Origin of the sequence: Propionibacterium acidifaciens DSM 21887 (assembly GCF_000426605.1) — a bacterium.
In the GTDB taxonomy this organism is placed as follows: Bacteria; Actinomycetota; Actinomycetes; order Propionibacteriales; family Propionibacteriaceae; genus Propionibacterium; species Propionibacterium acidifaciens.
On the sequence record NZ_AUFR01000001.1, the window covers coordinates 220,341 to 237,646 of the forward strand.

Annotated in this window: 15 protein-coding genes and 1 tRNA gene; 7 read left to right on the top strand and 9 right to left on the bottom strand. The window is 69.9% G+C overall.

The window, feature by feature from the left end:
* Positions 1–161 precede the first annotated feature (161 nt).
* From K336_RS0100920 to K336_RS0100945, 6 genes are all read right to left on the bottom strand, one after another.
* Complete coding sequence (locus tag K336_RS0100920) at positions 162–935, bottom strand: IclR family transcriptional regulator (RefSeq protein ID WP_021796286.1); 774 nt, start codon at positions 933–935, stop codon at positions 162–164.
* 74 nt (positions 936–1,009) lie between these two features.
* Entirely contained in the window at positions 1,010–1,462 is a 453-nt protein-coding gene (locus tag K336_RS0100925) for an S-ribosylhomocysteine lyase (protein ID WP_043120082.1), read from the bottom strand.
* Between the two features lie 95 nt (positions 1,463–1,557).
* A complete protein-coding gene (locus K336_RS0100930) occupies positions 1,558–3,438 on the bottom strand; it encodes an alpha-amylase family protein (RefSeq protein ID WP_021796294.1) in 1,881 nt (626 codons plus the stop codon).
* A gap of 3 nt (positions 3,439–3,441) precedes the next feature.
* On the bottom strand, positions 3,442–3,963 hold the full coding sequence (locus K336_RS0100935; protein WP_021796310.1) for a universal stress protein: 522 nt from the start codon (positions 3,961–3,963) through the stop codon (positions 3,442–3,444).
* A gap of 2 nt (positions 3,964–3,965) precedes the next feature.
* Positions 3,966–5,351, bottom strand: coding sequence for an MFS transporter (locus K336_RS0100940; RefSeq protein WP_081660461.1), 1,386 nt, complete (start codon positions 5,349–5,351; stop codon positions 3,966–3,968).
* Entirely contained in the window at positions 5,348–5,821 is a 474-nt protein-coding gene (locus tag K336_RS0100945; protein WP_028706045.1) for an SRPBCC family protein, read from the bottom strand. The genes K336_RS0100940 and K336_RS0100945 overlap by 4 nt, the downstream gene beginning before the upstream one ends.
* A 364-nt stretch (positions 5,822–6,185) precedes the next feature.
* On the opposite strand from K336_RS0100945, the gene K336_RS0100950 reads away from it, so the two are divergent.
* Positions 6,186–6,262, top strand: a tRNA-Pro gene (locus K336_RS0100950).
* Positions 6,263–6,433: 171 nt separating this feature from the next.
* On the opposite strand, the gene K336_RS19555 is transcribed toward K336_RS0100950, so the two are convergent.
* Positions 6,434–6,868: a hypothetical protein gene (locus tag K336_RS19555; RefSeq protein WP_233418683.1), complete on the bottom strand. Its 435-nt coding sequence runs from the start codon at positions 6,866–6,868 to the stop codon at positions 6,434–6,436.
* A 365-nt stretch (positions 6,869–7,233) separates the two neighbouring features.
* Between K336_RS19555 and K336_RS0100960 the strand changes: the two genes are divergently transcribed.
* The 5 genes from K336_RS0100960 to K336_RS13460 all read left to right on the top strand — a co-directional run bounded on the left by K336_RS0100960 (position 7,234) and on the right by K336_RS13460 (position 14,154).
* A complete protein-coding gene (locus tag K336_RS0100960) occupies positions 7,234–8,415 on the top strand; it encodes an acyl-CoA dehydrogenase family protein (protein ID WP_028706047.1) in 1,182 nt (393 codons plus the stop codon).
* A gap of 29 nt (positions 8,416–8,444) precedes the next feature.
* Positions 8,445–9,674 carry a CaiB/BaiF CoA transferase family protein gene (locus tag K336_RS0100965; protein ID WP_021796298.1) on the top strand — a complete coding sequence of 410 codons (1,230 nt, stop codon included), beginning with the start codon at positions 8,445–8,447 and terminating at the stop codon, positions 9,672–9,674.
* A 100-nt stretch (positions 9,675–9,774) separates the two neighbouring features.
* The gene (locus K336_RS13455) at positions 9,775–11,241 is read left to right on the top strand and encodes an MFS transporter (RefSeq protein WP_081660463.1); all 1,467 of its coding nucleotides are present in this window, start codon (positions 9,775–9,777) and stop codon (positions 11,239–11,241) included.
* Positions 11,238–12,389: an acyl-CoA dehydrogenase family protein gene (locus tag K336_RS0100975; RefSeq protein WP_021796284.1), complete on the top strand. Its 1,152-nt coding sequence runs from the start codon at positions 11,238–11,240 to the stop codon at positions 12,387–12,389. The genes K336_RS13455 and K336_RS0100975 overlap by 4 nt, the downstream gene beginning before the upstream one ends.
* Positions 12,390–12,441: 52 nt before the next feature.
* A complete protein-coding gene (locus tag K336_RS13460; protein ID WP_051245276.1) occupies positions 12,442–14,154 on the top strand; it encodes an AMP-binding protein in 1,713 nt (570 codons plus the stop codon).
* On the opposite strand, the gene K336_RS13465 is transcribed toward K336_RS13460, so the two are convergent.
* Both K336_RS13465 and K336_RS0100990 read right to left on the bottom strand, forming a co-directional pair.
* Positions 14,136–14,819, bottom strand: a complete 684-nt coding sequence (locus K336_RS13465; RefSeq protein ID WP_021796287.1) for a TetR/AcrR family transcriptional regulator — start codon at positions 14,817–14,819, stop codon at positions 14,136–14,138. The two genes, K336_RS13460 and K336_RS13465, sit on opposite strands and share 19 nt — an antisense overlap.
* A 253-nt stretch (positions 14,820–15,072) precedes the next feature.
* On the bottom strand, positions 15,073–16,248 hold the full coding sequence (locus tag K336_RS0100990) for an NAD(P)-binding protein (protein WP_028706049.1): 1,176 nt from the start codon (positions 16,246–16,248) through the stop codon (positions 15,073–15,075).
* A gap of 296 nt (positions 16,249–16,544) precedes the next feature.
* Between K336_RS0100990 and K336_RS0100995 the strand changes: the two genes are divergently transcribed.
* Positions 16,545–17,297, top strand: coding sequence for an electron transfer flavoprotein subunit beta/FixA family protein (locus K336_RS0100995; protein ID WP_028706050.1), 753 nt, complete (start codon positions 16,545–16,547; stop codon positions 17,295–17,297).
* Positions 17,298–17,306: the final 9 nt, after the last annotated feature.

A 17,306-nucleotide genomic window follows, 5' to 3' on the forward strand; every position in this document is an offset into this window, starting at 1 on the left:
CAGTTGCAGCATACGCCTCGTGGGCGTCGATTCCGGCTCGAGGGCCGCGGAGGCCGTGGGTAGGGAGCATCGGGGCGGGGCCGCCCGAGGCGCAGGGCGGATCACGCGGGGCGCACCGCCCGCCGGGTCCGTCGGGCGGTTCGGTCGCGCCGCCCCGGGCCTCACACGTGCAGTGCCGGCAGGGCGATGCCGACCGGGAGCAGGGGCGGGACGACGTCCCGGACGGCCCGGAGCAGCTCGGTGCGGCGCCTGGCGGTGAACGTGGATGCGAAGGTCGTCACGCTCATGGCCCCGGCCGGCTGGTTTCCGCGCAGCAGTGGCACGCCGAGGCAGGCGATGCCCGGCTCGTTCTCCTCGACCTCGAAGGAGTAGCCGTGCCCGCGGGCGAAGCCGATCATCCCCCACAACCGGTCGGCGCGCTCCGGTCCGCCGGCCGGGACGTAGGCGTCCAGCTGCTGGCGCTCGACGGCCGTGAAGGCGAGGATGGCCCGGCCCAGCGCGGTGTCGGCGACCGGGACCGTGCGGCCGATGTCGGACCACACGCGGATCGTGCGCGAGGGCTCGACCTTGTCGAGGTAGACGACCCGGTCGCCCCGCATCACGCCGAGGTGGACGAGCTCGTCGACCTCGCGGGACAGGGCGACGAGCGCCGGGTGCATGCCCGAGGCGAGGGAGTCGCCCTCGAAGTGGCGGGTGGCGAGGGCCAGCGCCGCCGGGCCGAGGGTGTAGCTCCCCGACTCGGGGTCCTGCTGGACGTAGTCGCGGCAGCGCATGGTCGACAGGGCGCGGTAGGCGGTCGACTTGTTCATGCCGACGCGCGCGCAGATGTCGGCGAGGGAGGAGCCTGCGGTCCCGAGCCGCGACAGGTCGTCGAGCAGCACCAGGGCGCGGTCGATCGCCTCGATGCGTGTCGGCCCGTTGCCCGTACCGGCCATCGGACGGCTCCCTCCGTTGCGAAGCACCTGATGCGCCCGCGGTGCCCGGGCCTGCCGGGCACCGCGGTGGGCGCTCAGGCCATGACCTGCTCCCACTCGTCGCGGTGGGCGAGCATCTCGGAGACCGCGGCCCGGGCCGCGTCAAGGCTGTGATGGGCGCCCCAGCCGCATTGGATCTCGTTCGCCGCGGGCACCTCGGTCAGGGCGAGGACGTCGCGCAGGGTCCGCTCGACGAGTTCGCAGGTGGCGGGCACGTCGGGCTCGCCCACCATGATGAGGTAGAAGCCGGTCTGGCAGCCCATCGGGCCGAAGTCGATGACGGCGTCGCTGTGGTTGCGCACGCACTCGGCGAAGGAGTGCTCGATCGAGTGCACGGCCGTCATCTCGAGGTGCTCACGGTTGGGCTGGCAGAAGCGCACGTCGTACTTCGTGAGCACGTCGCCGTCGGGCAGCCGCTTCACATCGGCGACCCGGACGAACGGCGCCGCCACCGCGCGGTGGTCCAGGTTGAAGCTCTCCACGTTCATGCGTTCGGGCACGGTCGTCCTTCCTCGCGGTTCTCCGTCCGACCATCTCGCAAACCGGGCCCGCTGACAAGTCGGCGGGCCCGGGGGCGATGGTCTCAGAGCGCGGTCAGCCAGGCCGCCTGGTAAGGCCAGATGTCGATGGTGGCCGGGCGCAGGTCGTAGGTGTAACCGCCGATCAGCTCGCGAGCGTCGTAGCCGAGATGCTGGGTGAGCACGCTGTGGTGGAGCTGGACCGTCTGCTCGCTCATGTTGTAGACCTCGACGAGCGGGCCCAGCGGGTGGTCCCGCACGAGGATGAGGACGCGCGGATCGGGACTCGGGAGCACCCGGGCGGCGAACGAGGCGTGCACCTGCGGCGTCGCCGCCCGCACCTGGAGCACGTGTCGGAGCGCCCTGTTGAGTCGGGCGGCCGGCAGGTCCTCGTCCGCGGCGACCCGCTCGACCAGCGCCCAGTCCATGAAGGGGCGGTGGGCCCAGCGGTTGTCGTCGGCGTGGGCCGGGTCGGAGCCGTAGTCCATGTCGTTGAGCAGTCCCAGCTCGTCGCCCATGTAGATGAGCGGCACGCCCCCGTATCCGCAGATGAGCGTGTACATGAGCACGATGCGGGCGATGGCCATGCCGACGCCGTGCTCGTCGCCCTCCTCCAAGGCCTTCTCCAGGCCGGCCAGGCTGGCCGCCGAGCCGGAGATGCGCCGGTCGCCGGTGAGCGGATTGGCCTGGAAGACCAGGCCCCGGGCGAACGAGGTCTTGTACTGACCGGAGTAGAAGTCCGAGAGGAAGCGGCGGTGCTCGTAGCCGTCCACGCCCACCGCCGCGGCGTCGGCGTCCGAGATCGCCCAGCCGATGTCGTCGTGGCAGCGCACATAGGTGGCCCATGTCGTGGACGGCGGCTTCGTCGGCATGGTCGACAGCGCGACCTCGGCCATCCGGGACTCCGCGGTGGCCAGACAGTTCCACAGCTGCACCATGAGCTCGTTGTGGTAGGTCATGTCGGAGACCAGACCATAGTGCTCGCCGGTGCCGAGATAGGCCATGAGGTCCTCGGGCGAGACGATCGCCTCGGCCTTGAAGGCCACCGACGGGGCGGCGATGCGCATGCAGGCGCGCATGATCTGGGTCAGGTCGTGCACCTCGGGCTGGTTCTGGCAGTTGGTGCCCATGCGCTTCCAGGTGAAGGCGATGGCGTCCAGGCGGAAGACCTCGACGCCCTTGTTCGCCAGCCAGCACATGAGGTCGACGAACTCGCACAGGACGTCGGGGTTCGCCCAGTTCAGGTCCCACTGGTAGTCGTTGAAGGTCGTCCACACCCAGGCGTTCGCCTGCTCGTTCCATGTGAAGTTGCCCGGCGCGAAGTCGGGGAAGACCTCCGGGAGGGTGCGCTCGTAGGCGTCCGGGATGGAGCGGTCGGGGTACATGAGGAAGTAGTCGCGGTACGCGGCCTCCCCCGCCCTGGCCCGGACCGCCCACTCGTGCTCGGCCGCCACGTGGTTGATGACCAGGTCCATCACCAGGGAGATGCGGTGCGCCCGCAGCTCGGCGGTGAGCTCCTCGAGGTCGTCCATGGTGCCCAGGTCGGGGCGGATGGTGCGGTAGTCGGCCACGGCGTAGCCGCCGTCGTTCGCACCCGGCCTGGGTTCGAGAAAGGGCATGATGTGCAGATAGCGCACCCCGAGCCCGTCCAGGTAGTCGACGTGGTCCTTGACGCCCCGCAGGTTTCCGGCGAAACGATCGGCGTAGCAGACGTAGCCGACCATGTCGGGCTGCTGCAGCCAGTCCGGGCGCAGCAGCCGGGCCTCGTCGAGACGTCGCAGTTCGGGCGAGCGCTGCGCGATGCCCCTCTCGAGGATCTGGCGCAGGCGGGCCGTCACCTCGGTGGCGCGGTCGGGGAACAGGCGCGCCAGCGAGACGGCGATCTGGGGGGAGTAGCGCTCCCAGCGCAGGTCGAGGCTCTGCCGTGCGGAGGCGTCAGGGACCATCGTTCAGTCCTCCGAGGTCGGGGCGATCTCGACGTCCTCGGCCACGTTCGGCTCCTCGGAGCCCTCGACGGGGCGCACGACGAGCACGTCGCGGTGGGCGCGGCGCACAACCGCGGAGGACACATTGCCGAGCAGCCGTCCGACGACCGAGGTGTCGCGGATGGCGCCGAGGACGATGGCGTCGACCCGGTGGTCGCGGGCCGTCTCGAGGATCGCGGCGACGGGGTCGGCGTCCACGAGCAGGGCCGCCGTGACCCGGGCGCCCGCCTCGTGGGCGACCTTCATGGCGTCCCGGATCGCCTGGGTGGCGGCCTCCGAACCGGGCACCTGGCCGAGCGTGGCGACCGAGCCCTCGAGGTTCGGCTCCCTGGCGGCCTCGCGGGCCAGCATCTTCGTGTAGGCGCAGACCACGATGAGATCCGCGTCGTCCGCCACGGCCAGGCGGGCAGCGCGGGTGACGGTCGGCCCGGCCAGCGAGGAACCGTCGGTGCCGACGAGGATCTTCCTGTAACGATCGAGTTCCATGATCAGTCCTCTCCGAGCTGGATCTTGGCGGGGGCGGTGACGTCGTCCACGTCGCGCACGATCGGGGGCTCCTTGATCCACAGCATGGCCAGCGCGGCGCAGCCGAGCAGGACCGCGGCGAAGGTGACGGCGTTGGCGGGGTTCGAGGCGAGCAGGTGCTTGTAGACCGCACCGAAGGTGAAGGTCTCGAGCAGCTGCGGGATGACGATCATCATGTTGATGATGCCCATGTAGACGCCGTAGCGGCTGGACGGCACCATGCGCACGGCCATGATGTACGGCACGCCCATGATGGACGCCCAGGCGATGCCGAGGCCGATGATCGGCAGGAACAGCAGGAACTTGTTGCCCAGGTGAGGGAAGATCAGCAGGCCGATCACCGCGAGCATCAGGCAGGACGCGTGGACGTACTTGGCGCCGTGCTTCTTGGCGAAGGCGACCAGCGAGAAGGCCACGCAGAAAGTGACGACGTTGTAGCCGCCGTTGATGAGCCCGGTCCAGGTGACGGCCGACTCGTAGGCGGCCGAATGGGTGTCCGTCGTGCCGAAGGCGCTCTTGGCGACCGACAGCGAGACGTACTGCCAGTAGACGTTCATCGCGTACCACTGGAACAGGTAGACCAGGGCGAGCTTGCGCAGCTGGGTCGGCATCTCGACGAGGGCCGTCCAGATGCCCGCCAGGGCGTTGCCGTTCTGCTTCGAGCGCAGACGCGCCAGCTCCTCCGGGGAGGGCGGGATCTCGGGGGTGGTCAGCACGGAGACGAGGACCGTGCCGATCGAGCAGACCGAGCCGAGCATGAACGAGCCGAACACCCAGTACGGCAGGCCCGCGGCGGTCATGCCGGACAGGACGTGCTGGAAGAGGAACAGGGAGACGTTGGCGAGCGTGATGCCCAGGCCGGCGAAGAAGCTCTGCGCCAGGAAGCCCTTGGCCGTCTGGCTCGGGGGCAGCCTGTCGGCGATGAAGGCGCGGTAGGGCTCCATGGCCGTGTTGTTCGAGGCGTCGAGCAGCCACAGGAGCAGCGCGGCCATCCAGATCGCCGAGACGAACGGGAAGCAGAACAGGCACACGGCGCAGCCGATGGCGCCGATGATGAAGAAGGGCTTGCGTCGGCCCCAGCGCTCGCTCCACGTGCGGTCGGAGAGCGCGCCGATGAGCGGCTGGATGAACAGGCCGGTGATCGGGCCCGCCATGTTGAGCAGAGGCAGCTCGTCGGCCGAGGCGCCGAGGAAGTTGTAGATCGGGTTGATGGTCGTCTGCTGCATGCCGAACGAGTACTGGATGCCGAAGAAGCCCAGGTTCATGAGAAGGATCTGCTTCATCGACATCATCGGCTTGCGCCTGATGACGGTCGTGGTGGTTCTGACGGTCGTGGTGGTTCCGCTCATCGTGCGTCGTCCTTGGAGGTGGTGAGATGGCTCTGGAGATGGTCGAGAATGGATTCCCAACCGTCCGAGTAGTCGAGAGCGGCCTGCTCCGTGTAGGGCCCCTGGACGATCCGCAGCAGCGTCTTGCCCTGGCCCAGGCGGGTGAACTCGACGCGCAGCTCGACGGGCCTGCTCGGATCGATGCCGGGGATGCCGGAGATGCGCTGCTTGGTGACGAGCACGTCCGGGTAGAAGACCTCGGTGTAGACGCCGTCGACGACCCAGATCTTCCCGGGGTCGTCGTCGCGCACCTTCGTGTGGCGGATGCGCCCGCCCAGCTGGGGGTTCAGCTCCACGGACTCGGGCAGGACGTGCCAGCCCGTCGGGGCGAACCACTGGCTGAACGAGGCCGGTTCGGTGAACGCCCTGAACAGCACTTCACGCGGGTGGGCGAACTCCCTCTCGACTTCCAGGACGGTGTCCACTTCCATGCCGATTCCTCCGTTGCAATCGATCGTTGGGCGCTGGGGGTATGGCCCGATGCGCCGCATTCTTTCAGATCCCCTAGGGGGTCGTGGCCCCGTCCATTCTTCTACAAGTGAACGCACAGGTGGGGCGCGCGGACGACGAAGACCCCGGATCGGAGGGGCCCGGCCTCGTCAGGGGCGAGCCGCCGAGGCGCTGCCCGGGCCCGGGGCCCGCCGCCCGGGGGCTCGCGGGGTGCGACCGCGGTTGCACCCGCCCGTCGCCGATCCGGGGCCCGACCCGTCCGCCGCGACGCCGCCCGAGGGGGCCGACTGGAAAAGCGGTGTCGACCTGGGCTAAAGTTCAGCGACGGGCCGGACGACGGCCCGGCGGGCTGTGGCGCAGCTTGGTAGCGCACTTGACTGGGGGTCAAGGGGTCGCAGGTTCAAATCCTGTCAGCCCGACCATCAACCTCCCGCTCGAACCCGCGTCACGGTAATCCGTGTGACGCGGGTCTTTGCTCGTCCTTGAGCAGAGGAGTCCTCAGGCCCCCCGGTCGGGCCTGGCAGTCGGTCACGAGATCGGCTCCCGGGTCGGATACGTTCTCGTGACCCCTGCCGATGAAGCCCCCCAGGCCATCAGGGCCTGGCGAGACGGGGCTGGGGTCGTCGCGACGGGTCGGGCTCGCCGGCTGCAGGACCGCCGTCGGCGAGGAGCTGCCCGGCACGGTTGCGGCGGTGGTCCCGCCCCACGTCGTCCGGCTCGCCGGTGACGCCTTCGACGAGTGCCGCCGCCGGGTTCAGCACGGCGCGTCCGGGCGGAGAGGTCGCAAGGACGAGCCGCTCCACCAGGCCCGCAGCGCTCTCCGCACCGGCGCCGGGTCCTTCACCGGTAAGGCGCGGCTTCAGGCGCTGTTCGCGGACGAGCGGCACCCCGGGGTCGAGGTGACGGGGCATCCACCAGCGGATGGTGCCGCCCACCGGGGGCCCGGGACGCTCGTCATGCGGTCCGACCAGGCCCTCGAACGCGAGGAGCCCGTGAGGCGATCGATGCGCGCCCTGCTGACGAACCATGAAATCCTGGTCGCGTTCCCCGGGCAGCACCTTCATGTCAGTTGTGCGGCCAGGTCGTCACCTCCCGGCCCGCACCAGCCACCGCCGTCGTGGCATACCGCCACGACGTCTCCCACTGCTTCGAGCGGTGGGGCGAGAAGGCGACGAGCGGAGCATGGGACGTCGGCAGGGCCCGGGGCCGAGGGAGCGGCCCCGGGCCCTGCCGTGTCTTCGTCGGAGCGGGGCGGGCACGGGACCATGGTCCCCTGACAGACGGGGGCCGGGCCGCTAACCTTTTGTTCTATCCGGATAGTTCGCAAAGTTGCTGAGCCACCGGCGGGCGTTGACACCGGATGTCACCCAGGACGGTCACCAAAGGAGAGGCAATGCTTACCGAGAAGCCGCAGAACGAGGAAGAGTTCCAGCAGTACCTCATGGAGATCCGGGAACTCGCCGAGGGCCCGTTCGACGAGATGCAACTCGAGATCGAGGTGACCAACAAGTTCCCCGACGAGTTCTACGAACTCGCCAGGAAGCACAACCTGTACCGCTTCTACATGCCGGAGGAGTACGGCGGCTGGGGCATGTCGACCCTGCAGATCATGAAGGTGCAGGAGGAGTTCTCGCGCGGGCCCGGCGGCATGCGCATGCACCTGCACCACGCGGCCGGCCTCAACTGGCGCATCATGGACGACTTCGCCCAGCCCGAGCTCAAGGAATGGGCCATGCCCCGCTTCCAGGACAAGACGCTGTTCGTCAACTTCGCCCTGACCGAGAAGGAGGCGGGTTCCGGCGCCGACATCAGGACCAACGCCAGGCGCGACGGCGACGAGTGGGTGATCAACGGCGAGAAGACCCTGATCTCCCACACGGACTGCTCCGACGGCACCTATCTCATCACCCTGACCAATCCCGAGGCCGACAAGGACAAGAGGCTCACCGCCTTCTTCGTGCCCTTCAACACCCCCGGTTACGAGGTCGTCGACATGCCCCACATGATGGGCTGCCGCGGCGCCGGCCACGCGGGGCTGCGCTTCACCGACTGCCGCGTGCCCGACAAGTATCGCCTCGGCGAGGTGGGTGAGGGCCTGCACGTGGCCATGTACTCGCTCGGCCTGTCCCGGCTTCACATCGCCGACTCGAACCTGGGCATGGCCCAGCGGATGCTCGAGATCTCGATCGCCCGTGCCAAGGAGCGCATCACCTTCGGCAAACCGCTGGTCAAGCGCCAGGCCATCCAGACGATGATCGCCGAGTCCGGCAAATGGGTCTACCTGCTGCGCTCGGCCATCCACGACGCGGCCCGCCGCTACGACGCGGGCGAGGACCCGATGACCCAGGCCTCGCTGTGCAAGCTCGCCTCCATCGACGGCGTCAAGGTCGTCTCCGACAACATGCTCGAGATCCTCGGCGGCATCGGCTACTTCGAGGAGTGCGAGTACGGCCCCGTCGAGCGCCTCTACCGCGACTGCCGCGCCATGTGGCTCGAGGAGGGCCCGCCCACCGTGCAGCGCACCACTGCCGCCCGCGGACTGATCGACACCGGCGGGGATCTGTGGAGGCCGTGACCGCGATGCTCCCCCGAGAAGGCAGTGACATGGGCATGAATCCGCTCAGTGGAATCAGGGTCGTCGACATGACGGCCTTCCTGGCGGCCCCCACCGTGGCCCGCGTGCTCGGCGAGTGGGGTGCCGATGTGATCAAGGTCGAACCGCCCAAGGGCGATCCTGGGCGCACCCAGGGCGCCGTGTTCGGCACGCCGTACACCGACGACGAGAACCTCGGCTTCGACATGTCCAACATGAACAAGCGCTTCATCACGGTGGACCTGCGCAAGGACACGGGCCGGGAGGTGATGGACCGGCTGCTCACCGACGCCGACGTCTTCCTCACCTCCACCCGCGTCAGATCGCTGGTCAAGCTCGGCTACGACTTCGAGACCCTGCACGTCAGGTTCCCCCGCCTGGTGATGGCCCAGGTGCTCGGTTTCGGCGCCAAGGGCCCGCTCAAGGACGCGCCCGGCTTCGACATGACCGCGTGCATGTCGCGCGGCGGCGTGCTGGGCACCACGGTGAACCGGGGCAGCCGGCCGATGATCCCGCCCAACGGCTACGGCGACTTCCAGGTCTCCTTCGTGCTGGCGGCCGGGATCCTCGCGGCGCTGCTGGGACGGGAGCGCAGCGGCCGGGGCGATTACGTGACGACCTCCCTGTTCCACTCGGGCGCGTTCATGCTCAACACCGCGATGATCTCGGCCCAGTACGGCAACGAGTACCCGAAGGACCGCCGCGAGGTGATCAATCCCTTCAACAACACCTACGCGGCCGGCGACGGCCTGCTCATGACGCTGTGCGCGCCGGAGTACGATCGCGACTTCGACAAGCTCATGAGGCTCCTCGGCCGCGACGATCTGGTGGGCGACAGCCGCTACAGCAACTGCGACGAGCTCAACGCGAAGGGGCTCAACGGCGAGGTGGTCGACATCATGGACGAGGCCTTCGCCACGCGGGACCGCGCCCACTGGATCGAGCTGATGCTGGACAACGACGTGCCGATCGAGACCTGCCAGCTGCCCACCGACATCTACGTCGACGAGCAGGCCAGGGCCAACGACGTGCTGCGCACGGTGACCTGCCCGAGCGGGAACGAGCGGATGATCCCGACCAACCCGGTGCGCTTCAGCTCGCAGGGCGATCCCGAGCTCAGGCTCACCCGGGCCCAGGGCTCCGACTCCGAGACGGTGCTCGCCGAGCTCGGGTACAGCGAGCAGCGGATCGGCGAGATCCTCGCCTCCGAGGGAGTCCTGGCGACCACGCCGCTCGCCTGAGCCGTGGGCGCCGGCCGACCGCGGGGTGCGCCGGCCGGCGCCCCGCACCACATCGATCCCGGGGGCACCGGTCTTCGGGGCACAGGGAGGATGGGCACGAATGCCTCGTCCATGGGCGCCGGGCGCCGCGGAGCGCGGCCCCGCTCCGGAGCGGGGCCGCATCGCGGCCCGCTCCGGAGCCATCGGCTCGGCCCTGGAGTTCTACGACTTCTTCATCTACACGCAGGCCGCGGCGATCGTCTTCCCGGAGTTCTTCTTCTCCCCCACCGATCCCGCTCAGGCGATCATCGCCTCGCTCGGCACCTTCGGCGTGGGCTATGTGGCGCGCCCCATCGGCGCCTTCGTGCTGGGCGGGCTCGGCGACCGCGTGGGGCGGCGCTTCACCCTCATTCTCACCATGGCGCTGATGGGCGCCGCCACCTTCGCGGTGGGACTGCTGCCCGGCTACGACCGGATCGGCATCGCCGCTCCCCTGCTGCTGGTGCTGTGCCGACTCGTCCAGGGTTTCGCCGTCGCCGGCGAGATCTCCGGATCGTCCACCCTGATCATCGAGCAGACCCCGCTCGGCGTACGCGGCTCACGCGCCTCGGTGACCCTCCAGGGCGCCCAGATCGGGCAGATCTTCGGCGCGCTGGTGTTCATCCCGCTGTCCGCCCTGCTGCCCCGGGAGGCCTTCCGGGCCTGGGGCTGGCGTCTGCCCTTCCTGCTCAGCGCCCTGCTCATCGTGGTGGGCTTCTCCGTGCGGCTGCGCACGGTGGAGTCCAGGACCGCCGACGCCCCCGCGGTGCCGCCGATCCGCCGCGTCCTCACCCAGAGCCCGGGAACGGTGCTGCGCGTCTTCGCGATGTCGCTGACCAACATCGTCCCGGTGACGGCGACGGTCTTCGGCGCCTCTCTGGCCACCCAGCAGGCCTACGGCATCGGCTGGCCGGCCTCGGTCTATCTGTGGATCCCGGTGCTCGGCAACTGCGTGGCGGTGCTCGTGATCCCCGTCGCCGCGCGACTGTCCGATCGTCTGGGCCGCCGCCCCCTGATCATCGGCGGGGCGCTCAGCTCGGGGGCCTTCTCCTTCCTCTACCTGTGGGCCATCACCCAGGGCATCCTGTGGTTGACGATCTGCTTGGCGCTGCTCATGTGGGGCACCCTCTACCAGGGCTACAACGCCGTCTTCCCCGCCTTCTTCCCCGAGCAGTTCCCGGCCTCCACCAGGGTCACCGGCATGGCGATCGGGCAGAACATCGGCACCGCGGCCTCCTCCCTCATGGCGATGGTCTTCGCGGCGCTCTGCCCGCCCGGCACCCGCCAGGCGGTGATCGTGCTCGTCATCGGGGCCATGACCCTGGGCATCACAGGGCTCGCCGCGCTCGCTGCGGCCCTGTCCCCGGAGACCTCCCGCGTCCCCGGACCGCAGCTCGGACGTCACGGGGCGGCCCCGCTCGACGAGCAGGAGTACGCGCGCCTGCGCGCCGCCGCTCCCGCCCTCCCCCGAAGGTCCGGCCACCGCGGGAACGCGGGCATCGGCCCACGGTCCTCCCACCAGCAGCACCAGCAAGAAAGGGCATCATGAACCAGCCACTCACCGACGAGCAGCAGCTGCTGCTCGACTCCATCAGGGAATTCGTCTGGCGCGAGGTGTCCCCCCACGTCGCCCAGCGCGATCGCGACTCCCAGTGCGAGGCGGCCGACTTCCAGTCCGCCTTCGAGCTGGGACTGCACATGCTCGAGCTGCCCGAGGAGTACGGCGGCTCGGGCATCGACTTCCAGACCGGCGCCATGGTCTTCGAGGAGCTCGGCAAGGTGGACGCCGGCTACGCCATCACCCTGGTCTCCACCTTCGTCGCCTTCCGCAACGTCATGCTCGCCGGCACCGGGGAGCAGGCGCGGCTGTTCGCCGACACGATCGCAGACGGCGGTCTGGGCTGCTTCGCGATCAGCGAGCCGGGCGCCGGCTCGGACGCGGCGGCCATCCGGACCAGCGCCGTGCGCGACGGCGACGACTACGTGCTCAACGGACAGAAGTGCTGGATCACCAACGGCGGCATCGCCGACATCTACCTGATCTCCGCCAAGACCGATCCCGAGGCCGGGCACCGCGGCATCTCCACCTTCCTCGTGGAGGCCGGCCGTGAGGGGCTGAGCCATGGCGAGCACGAGGACAAGATGGGTCTGCGCACCTCCAACACCTGCGATCTCATCCTCAACGACGTCCGGGTGCCGGCCGATCACCTGGTGGGCGCCGAGGGCGACGGCTTCAAGATCGCGATGTCGGGCCTGGACGTCTCCCGCCCCTTCATGGCCACCATCGCGGTCGGCATGATGCAGCGGGCGCTCGACGAGGCGACCGTCTACGCCCTGCAGCGCGAGCAGTTCGGCCGGCCGGTCTTCGAGTTCCAGATGGTGCAGGACATCCTGGCGCGCATGTCGGCCAAGGTCGTGGCCTGCCGGGCGCTGGTGCAGCAGACGATGCGCCGAGTCGACCTCGGTCTGGACGTGCAGAAGGACGGCGCGATCACCAAGCAGTTCGTCACCGATCTCCAGCAGGAGGTCGTCTCGGACGCAGTCCAGGTGATGGGCGGCAACGGCTTCACCAAGGAGTACCCGGTCGAGAAGCTCATGCGCGACGCCAAGGTCTTCCAGATCATGGAGGGCACCAACCAGATCCAGTCCGTGGTGATCGCCCGCCAGCTCAAGAAGGAATACGTCAGCAGGCTCTGAGCCGCCCGGCGGGGGGTGCCGCCGGCCCCGCGCGCACTAGGAGGGGATCACCGTGCCGAGGACGCCGAGACGTCACGAGCCCGGCTTCGCCGCCGTGCCGGCGCGGCTCCGGGAGGACTTCCGCGCCCGCGGCTGGTGGGGCGAGCACGGCCTGCTCGACTGGTGGCGGCTCGCGGCGCTCGCCTGCCCCGATGCGACCGCGGTCATCGATCGCGAGGGCACCGGCTTCACCTACGCTCAGGTGGACGAGCTGTCCTCCCGATTCGCCGGATGGCTCGTCGGAGCGGGGGTGCGCCGCGGCGAGGTGGTCGCCGTCCAGCTGCCCAACTGGGCCGAGTTCCTGCCGGTCTTCGTCGGTGTGCTGAAGGCGGGGGCGGTGATCAACCCGCTCCCGGCCAACCTGCGACTCAGCGAACTGCGTCACGCGGTGGACACCTGCGGCACCCGGGTCATGCTCATGCCGGCGGCCTTCCGCTCGACGGACCACCACGTGCTGGGCGCCGAACTGGTGGAGCAGACCGACAGTCTCCGGCAGGTGCTCTTCGTGCACGACCCGCCCGTCGCCGCGGGCGATCTCCCGGAGGCGGTGGGCGCCGCCCGACCGCTGACCGAGGACGACTGGCTGCCGGCCCACGGCGAGGACCTCGCCGCGGTCCTGTTCACCTCGGGCAGCGAGTCCGAGCCGAAGGGCGTCATGCTGAGCCACAACAATCTGATCGCCTCGGAGATCGGCTTCTCCTACGCCCTGCGTCTGGGGCCCGAGGACCGGATGCTCATGCCCGCGCCGGTGGGCCACGCGACCGGCTTCATGCACGGGGTCGTGATGCCCATGCTCACCCGGGGCGTCTCGCTGCTGTGCGACAGCACGAAGGGCCCGGAGATGGCGGCGATGGCGAGCCGTCACGGGGCCACCTGCGGCATGTCGGTCCCGTCCGTGATCGACTCCATGCTGTGCACCTGCGAGACCGACGGCACCGGGCTGGAGCGGATGCGCTTCCTGTGCTGCGGCGGCTCGCCGGTGCCGCGGCGGCTGGTGGAGCGCGCCCGTGATCTGGGCATCCGCGTCCACTCCGTCTACGGCGCCACCGAGTCCGCGCCGCACACCATGACCACCTTCCAGGACAGCGACGAGCGGGTGCTCAACACCGACGGAAGGGCCTGCCCGGGCACCGAGATCCGCATCGTCGACCGGGTCACCCGTCGGCCCGTTCCGCCCGGCGTCGAGGGCGAGGAGGCCTCCCGCGGCCCGGCCGTGTTCTGCGGCTATCTGGGCCGGCCCGATCTGACGGCCGCCGCGATGGACGAGGACGGCTGGTACTACAGCGGCGATCTGGCGATCATGGACGACGACGGGTACATCCGGGTCACCGGTCGGTGCAAGGACGTCATCAACCGCGGCGGGGAGAACATCAGCGCGGCCGAGGTGGAACGCGTGCTGATGTGCCATCCGGCCGTCCTGTCGGCCGCCGTGGTGGCGATGCCCGACGAGGTCATGAGCCAGCGGGCCTGCGCCTTCCTCGTGTCCCGAGGCGATCGGCCCCGACTCACCGTGGCCGATCTGCACGACCATTTCGTTTCCTGCGGCATCGCCAAGTTCAAGATCCCCGAGCGGGTCGAGTACCTCGACGAGATCCCCACCACCAGTTCCGGCAAGGTCGCCAAGCGGGTGCTGCGCGAACGCATCGTGGCGATGCTCGCGACGGAGCGCTCGGGGGGCCGGCGGCCCTGGCGGGCTGAGGGCGGTGCTCAGTGCCCGGCGAGATAGCCCTCGGGGTCCTTCAGCACCAGGCGCAGCACGGTCTCCTCGACGAGCGCCCGGACATGGGCGTTGTCCCTGCCCCCGAGCAGGTCGCGCCCGAAGGCCGTCCGGAAGGTAGCCCGGTGCTCGATGCGGTTCAGGGCCAGGGCCGACAGCACCTGGTGCACGTCCAGGGCGCTGGGCGCGCCCGTGCCGAAGCGGAACACGCCCGTGGCCCGGCCGCGCTCCAGGAGCTCGGCGATGGTCCCGGGCGCGCTCGCGTTGAGCCTCTGGAAATCGGGGATCCGGGCCGCGACCTGACCCTGTTCGAGCAGATTCTCCAGCGCCACGATGCGCGCCAGATTCGGATTCCTCTCGTAGTGGTCGAGGGTCGCCCTGATCAGCCGGACCAGCCCGTCGACCGGCTCCATCTCGGACAGCCCCAGATCGGCCTCCAGCTTCCGGATCCTCAGGTAGTTCTCCAGCAGCACCGCCGCGTACAGCGCCTCCTTGGAGCCGTAGTAGTAGTAGATCATCCGTTTGGAGGTATTCGTGCGCTCCGCGATGTCCTCGGTGCGGGCCCCGTAGAAGCCGTGCAGAGCGAACTCCTCGGTGGCCGCCTCGAGAATCTCCTGCCTGGTCAGAACGGGATCCCGGCGGAGTCTGCGGCCATTGATGGTGGACGATGACATGGGAGCTTTACTTCCTGGTGGCTGATGATCCGTGGCGCGTGTCCTGCCGGCCGGGGCACGGCCCGGGCCTCGCGATGCCGCGATTGCCGTGGTTCGCCGTGCGGGACGGCCGATCGTGCGGACCGCGCCCCCGGAGTATACTGATGATCATTAAAGTTGCCCAGCGACATGGCTGCGGCAAGGTGTCATCGATGGCGATGAGGTGCCTTTGAATGAGCCCGGGCTCTTGCCGGGATCGTTCGATCGGTTGCTCTCAGTCGAGCCGCGGGCGAATGACCCGGGGCGCGGTGTCGATTTCCGGTGCGGGCATGACGAGCGCTCCGGTCGGGCACTCGGCAACGCAGATTTCGCAGCCCTCGCAGTCGTCCGCCATGATCCCGTAGCCGCCTGAATCGAGCAGCTCGATGGCGTAGAAGGGGCACACGTCGTGGCACAGGTCGCAGGCCATGCAGCTGCCGCATGACATGCACCGGTTGGCCTCTGCGGCCACTTCCGCCAGCCCCGACAGCGGATCGTCCGGGCGGCGCCCCGCGGCGCCGCCCGTCGCCTGCCCGCTCGGCAGCACCGGGGCGCGCGTCCCGAAATGCCCCGTGTTCATCCGCCGCCCATCGACCACCGGCTGGGCCCCGGGCGGGACGCCCTCGGTGCCGCTCAGCTGGGCGTCCAGGGCATCGGCCGCGCGCAGTCCCCGCCCGATCGACAGCGAGGCCGTGCGCCGCGGCCGGGTTCTCGTGTGCAGGGGCTGGCGCCACAGGGTGCGACCGGCGACCAGCGCCATGCACATCGAGGCACCTGCCGCCCAGATCACCCCGTCCGAGTCGGCCAGGACGTCCTCAACCCGGCGCAGCGGCCGACCGGTCCGGACGTCGAGGCCGAGGGCCGTGATGCGGTCGATCTCGGCGTCGAGCACGGAGCGCGGCAGGCGCTCCCCGCTGATGCCGCGCCGCAGCAGGCCGCCCAGTTCGCGCTGGGCCTCCCACAGCGTGACCCGGTGACCGGCACGGGCCAGACGGCTGGCGGCGGACAGCCCGCAGGGGCCCGATCCGACCACCGCGATCCGGGCGCTCCGGGCTCCGGGCGGGCGCGGCGCCGGAGGCAGCGCCCAGCCCCGCGCCAAGGCGTAGTCGCCCACCCGGCCCTCCAGCTCGCGGATCGACACGGCGCCGTCGAGCGCGCCGCGATTGCAGTCGCGCTCGCAGTCGGCGTAGCAGATCCGCCCCAGCACGGCGGGCAGCGGGTTGGCGGCGACGATGCGGGCCCAGGCGCGGTGGATCGAGTCCTCGTCGTCGCGCTGCAGGGCGAGCACCCATTCGCGCACCGGCTCATGGGCACCGCAGGCATGGGAGCAGGGCGGTGTGAGCTCCGCGAAACCGGGGATCGAGTACTCCTCTCCCCCGGTGTCGTGGGCCCGGGGGCTGCCGTGCGTCATGGCCCTCCCTCCCCGTATCGGCCAGGGCGCCGCTGCGCGCCCGGAACCATCGCATGCGGCCTGATCGGAGCCCGATCCCGCTGGTGAGGGGGGATGGTGGGCTCTGCGCCGGGAACCGGGCGGGGCCCGGCGGGAGGACTCCGTCTAGGACCAAAGACCGTACACCGAAGCAGTTCCGCAGATATAATTGTACCAGTTGGTTAATAATGTGGTGCGGTTCTCACCGAGCGGGCCCGGGCCGTGCCGCAGCGGGACGATGCAGTCCCGATCACCCCGTCTAGGAGAAGAGAAGGCTCATGACCATCGTCGTCGCCTACAAATGGGCATCGAATCCGCAGGACGCATCGGTCGACGCCGAGGGCGTTGTCGACTGGTCGCGCGCCAAGCCCGCACTGAGCGAGTACGATCCCGTCGCCATCCAGGTGGGTCGGGAGCTGGCAACGGCGATCGGGAGCGAGCTCGTCGGCGTCAGCGTGGGCACCGCCGCCGTCAACGGATCCATGGCCAAGAAGGCGGCCATGTCGCGCGGCTTCGACCGCGGCCTGGTGCTCGCCGAAGACGAGAGCGCCGACTGGAACCGCACCCGGGTCGCGCAGGCCCTGGCCGGCCTGGTCCGCAGGATCGACGGGGTCGACCTGGTGCTCACCGGCGACGCCTCCATCGACGAGAACGCCAAGCTCGTGTCGGCCCTGCTCGCCGGCCACCTCGGCTGGCCGTGCCTCCAGGACGTGACCGGGGTCGAACGGACCGATGACGGCTGGTCCATCGTCCAGGCCGTCCCGGGAGGCACCCGCACCATCGCGATCGCCGGCCCGGCGGTGCTCGCCATCGCCTCGGACGCCGCCCAGGTCAAGGTCCCGGGCATGAAGGACATCCTCGCGGCGGGCAGGAAGACGGTCGAGGCCGTGACCGCTGCCGACCTCGAGCCGAGCAGCGTCGAGCTCGCCGTCGCGGGGCGCTCGCGCCCGGCCGCCAGGGCCCGTCGGAACAGGATCGTCGCCGATGCCGCCGAGCTCGTCTCCGCGCTGCGCGCGGACGGCCTGCTGTGAAGAGCGATT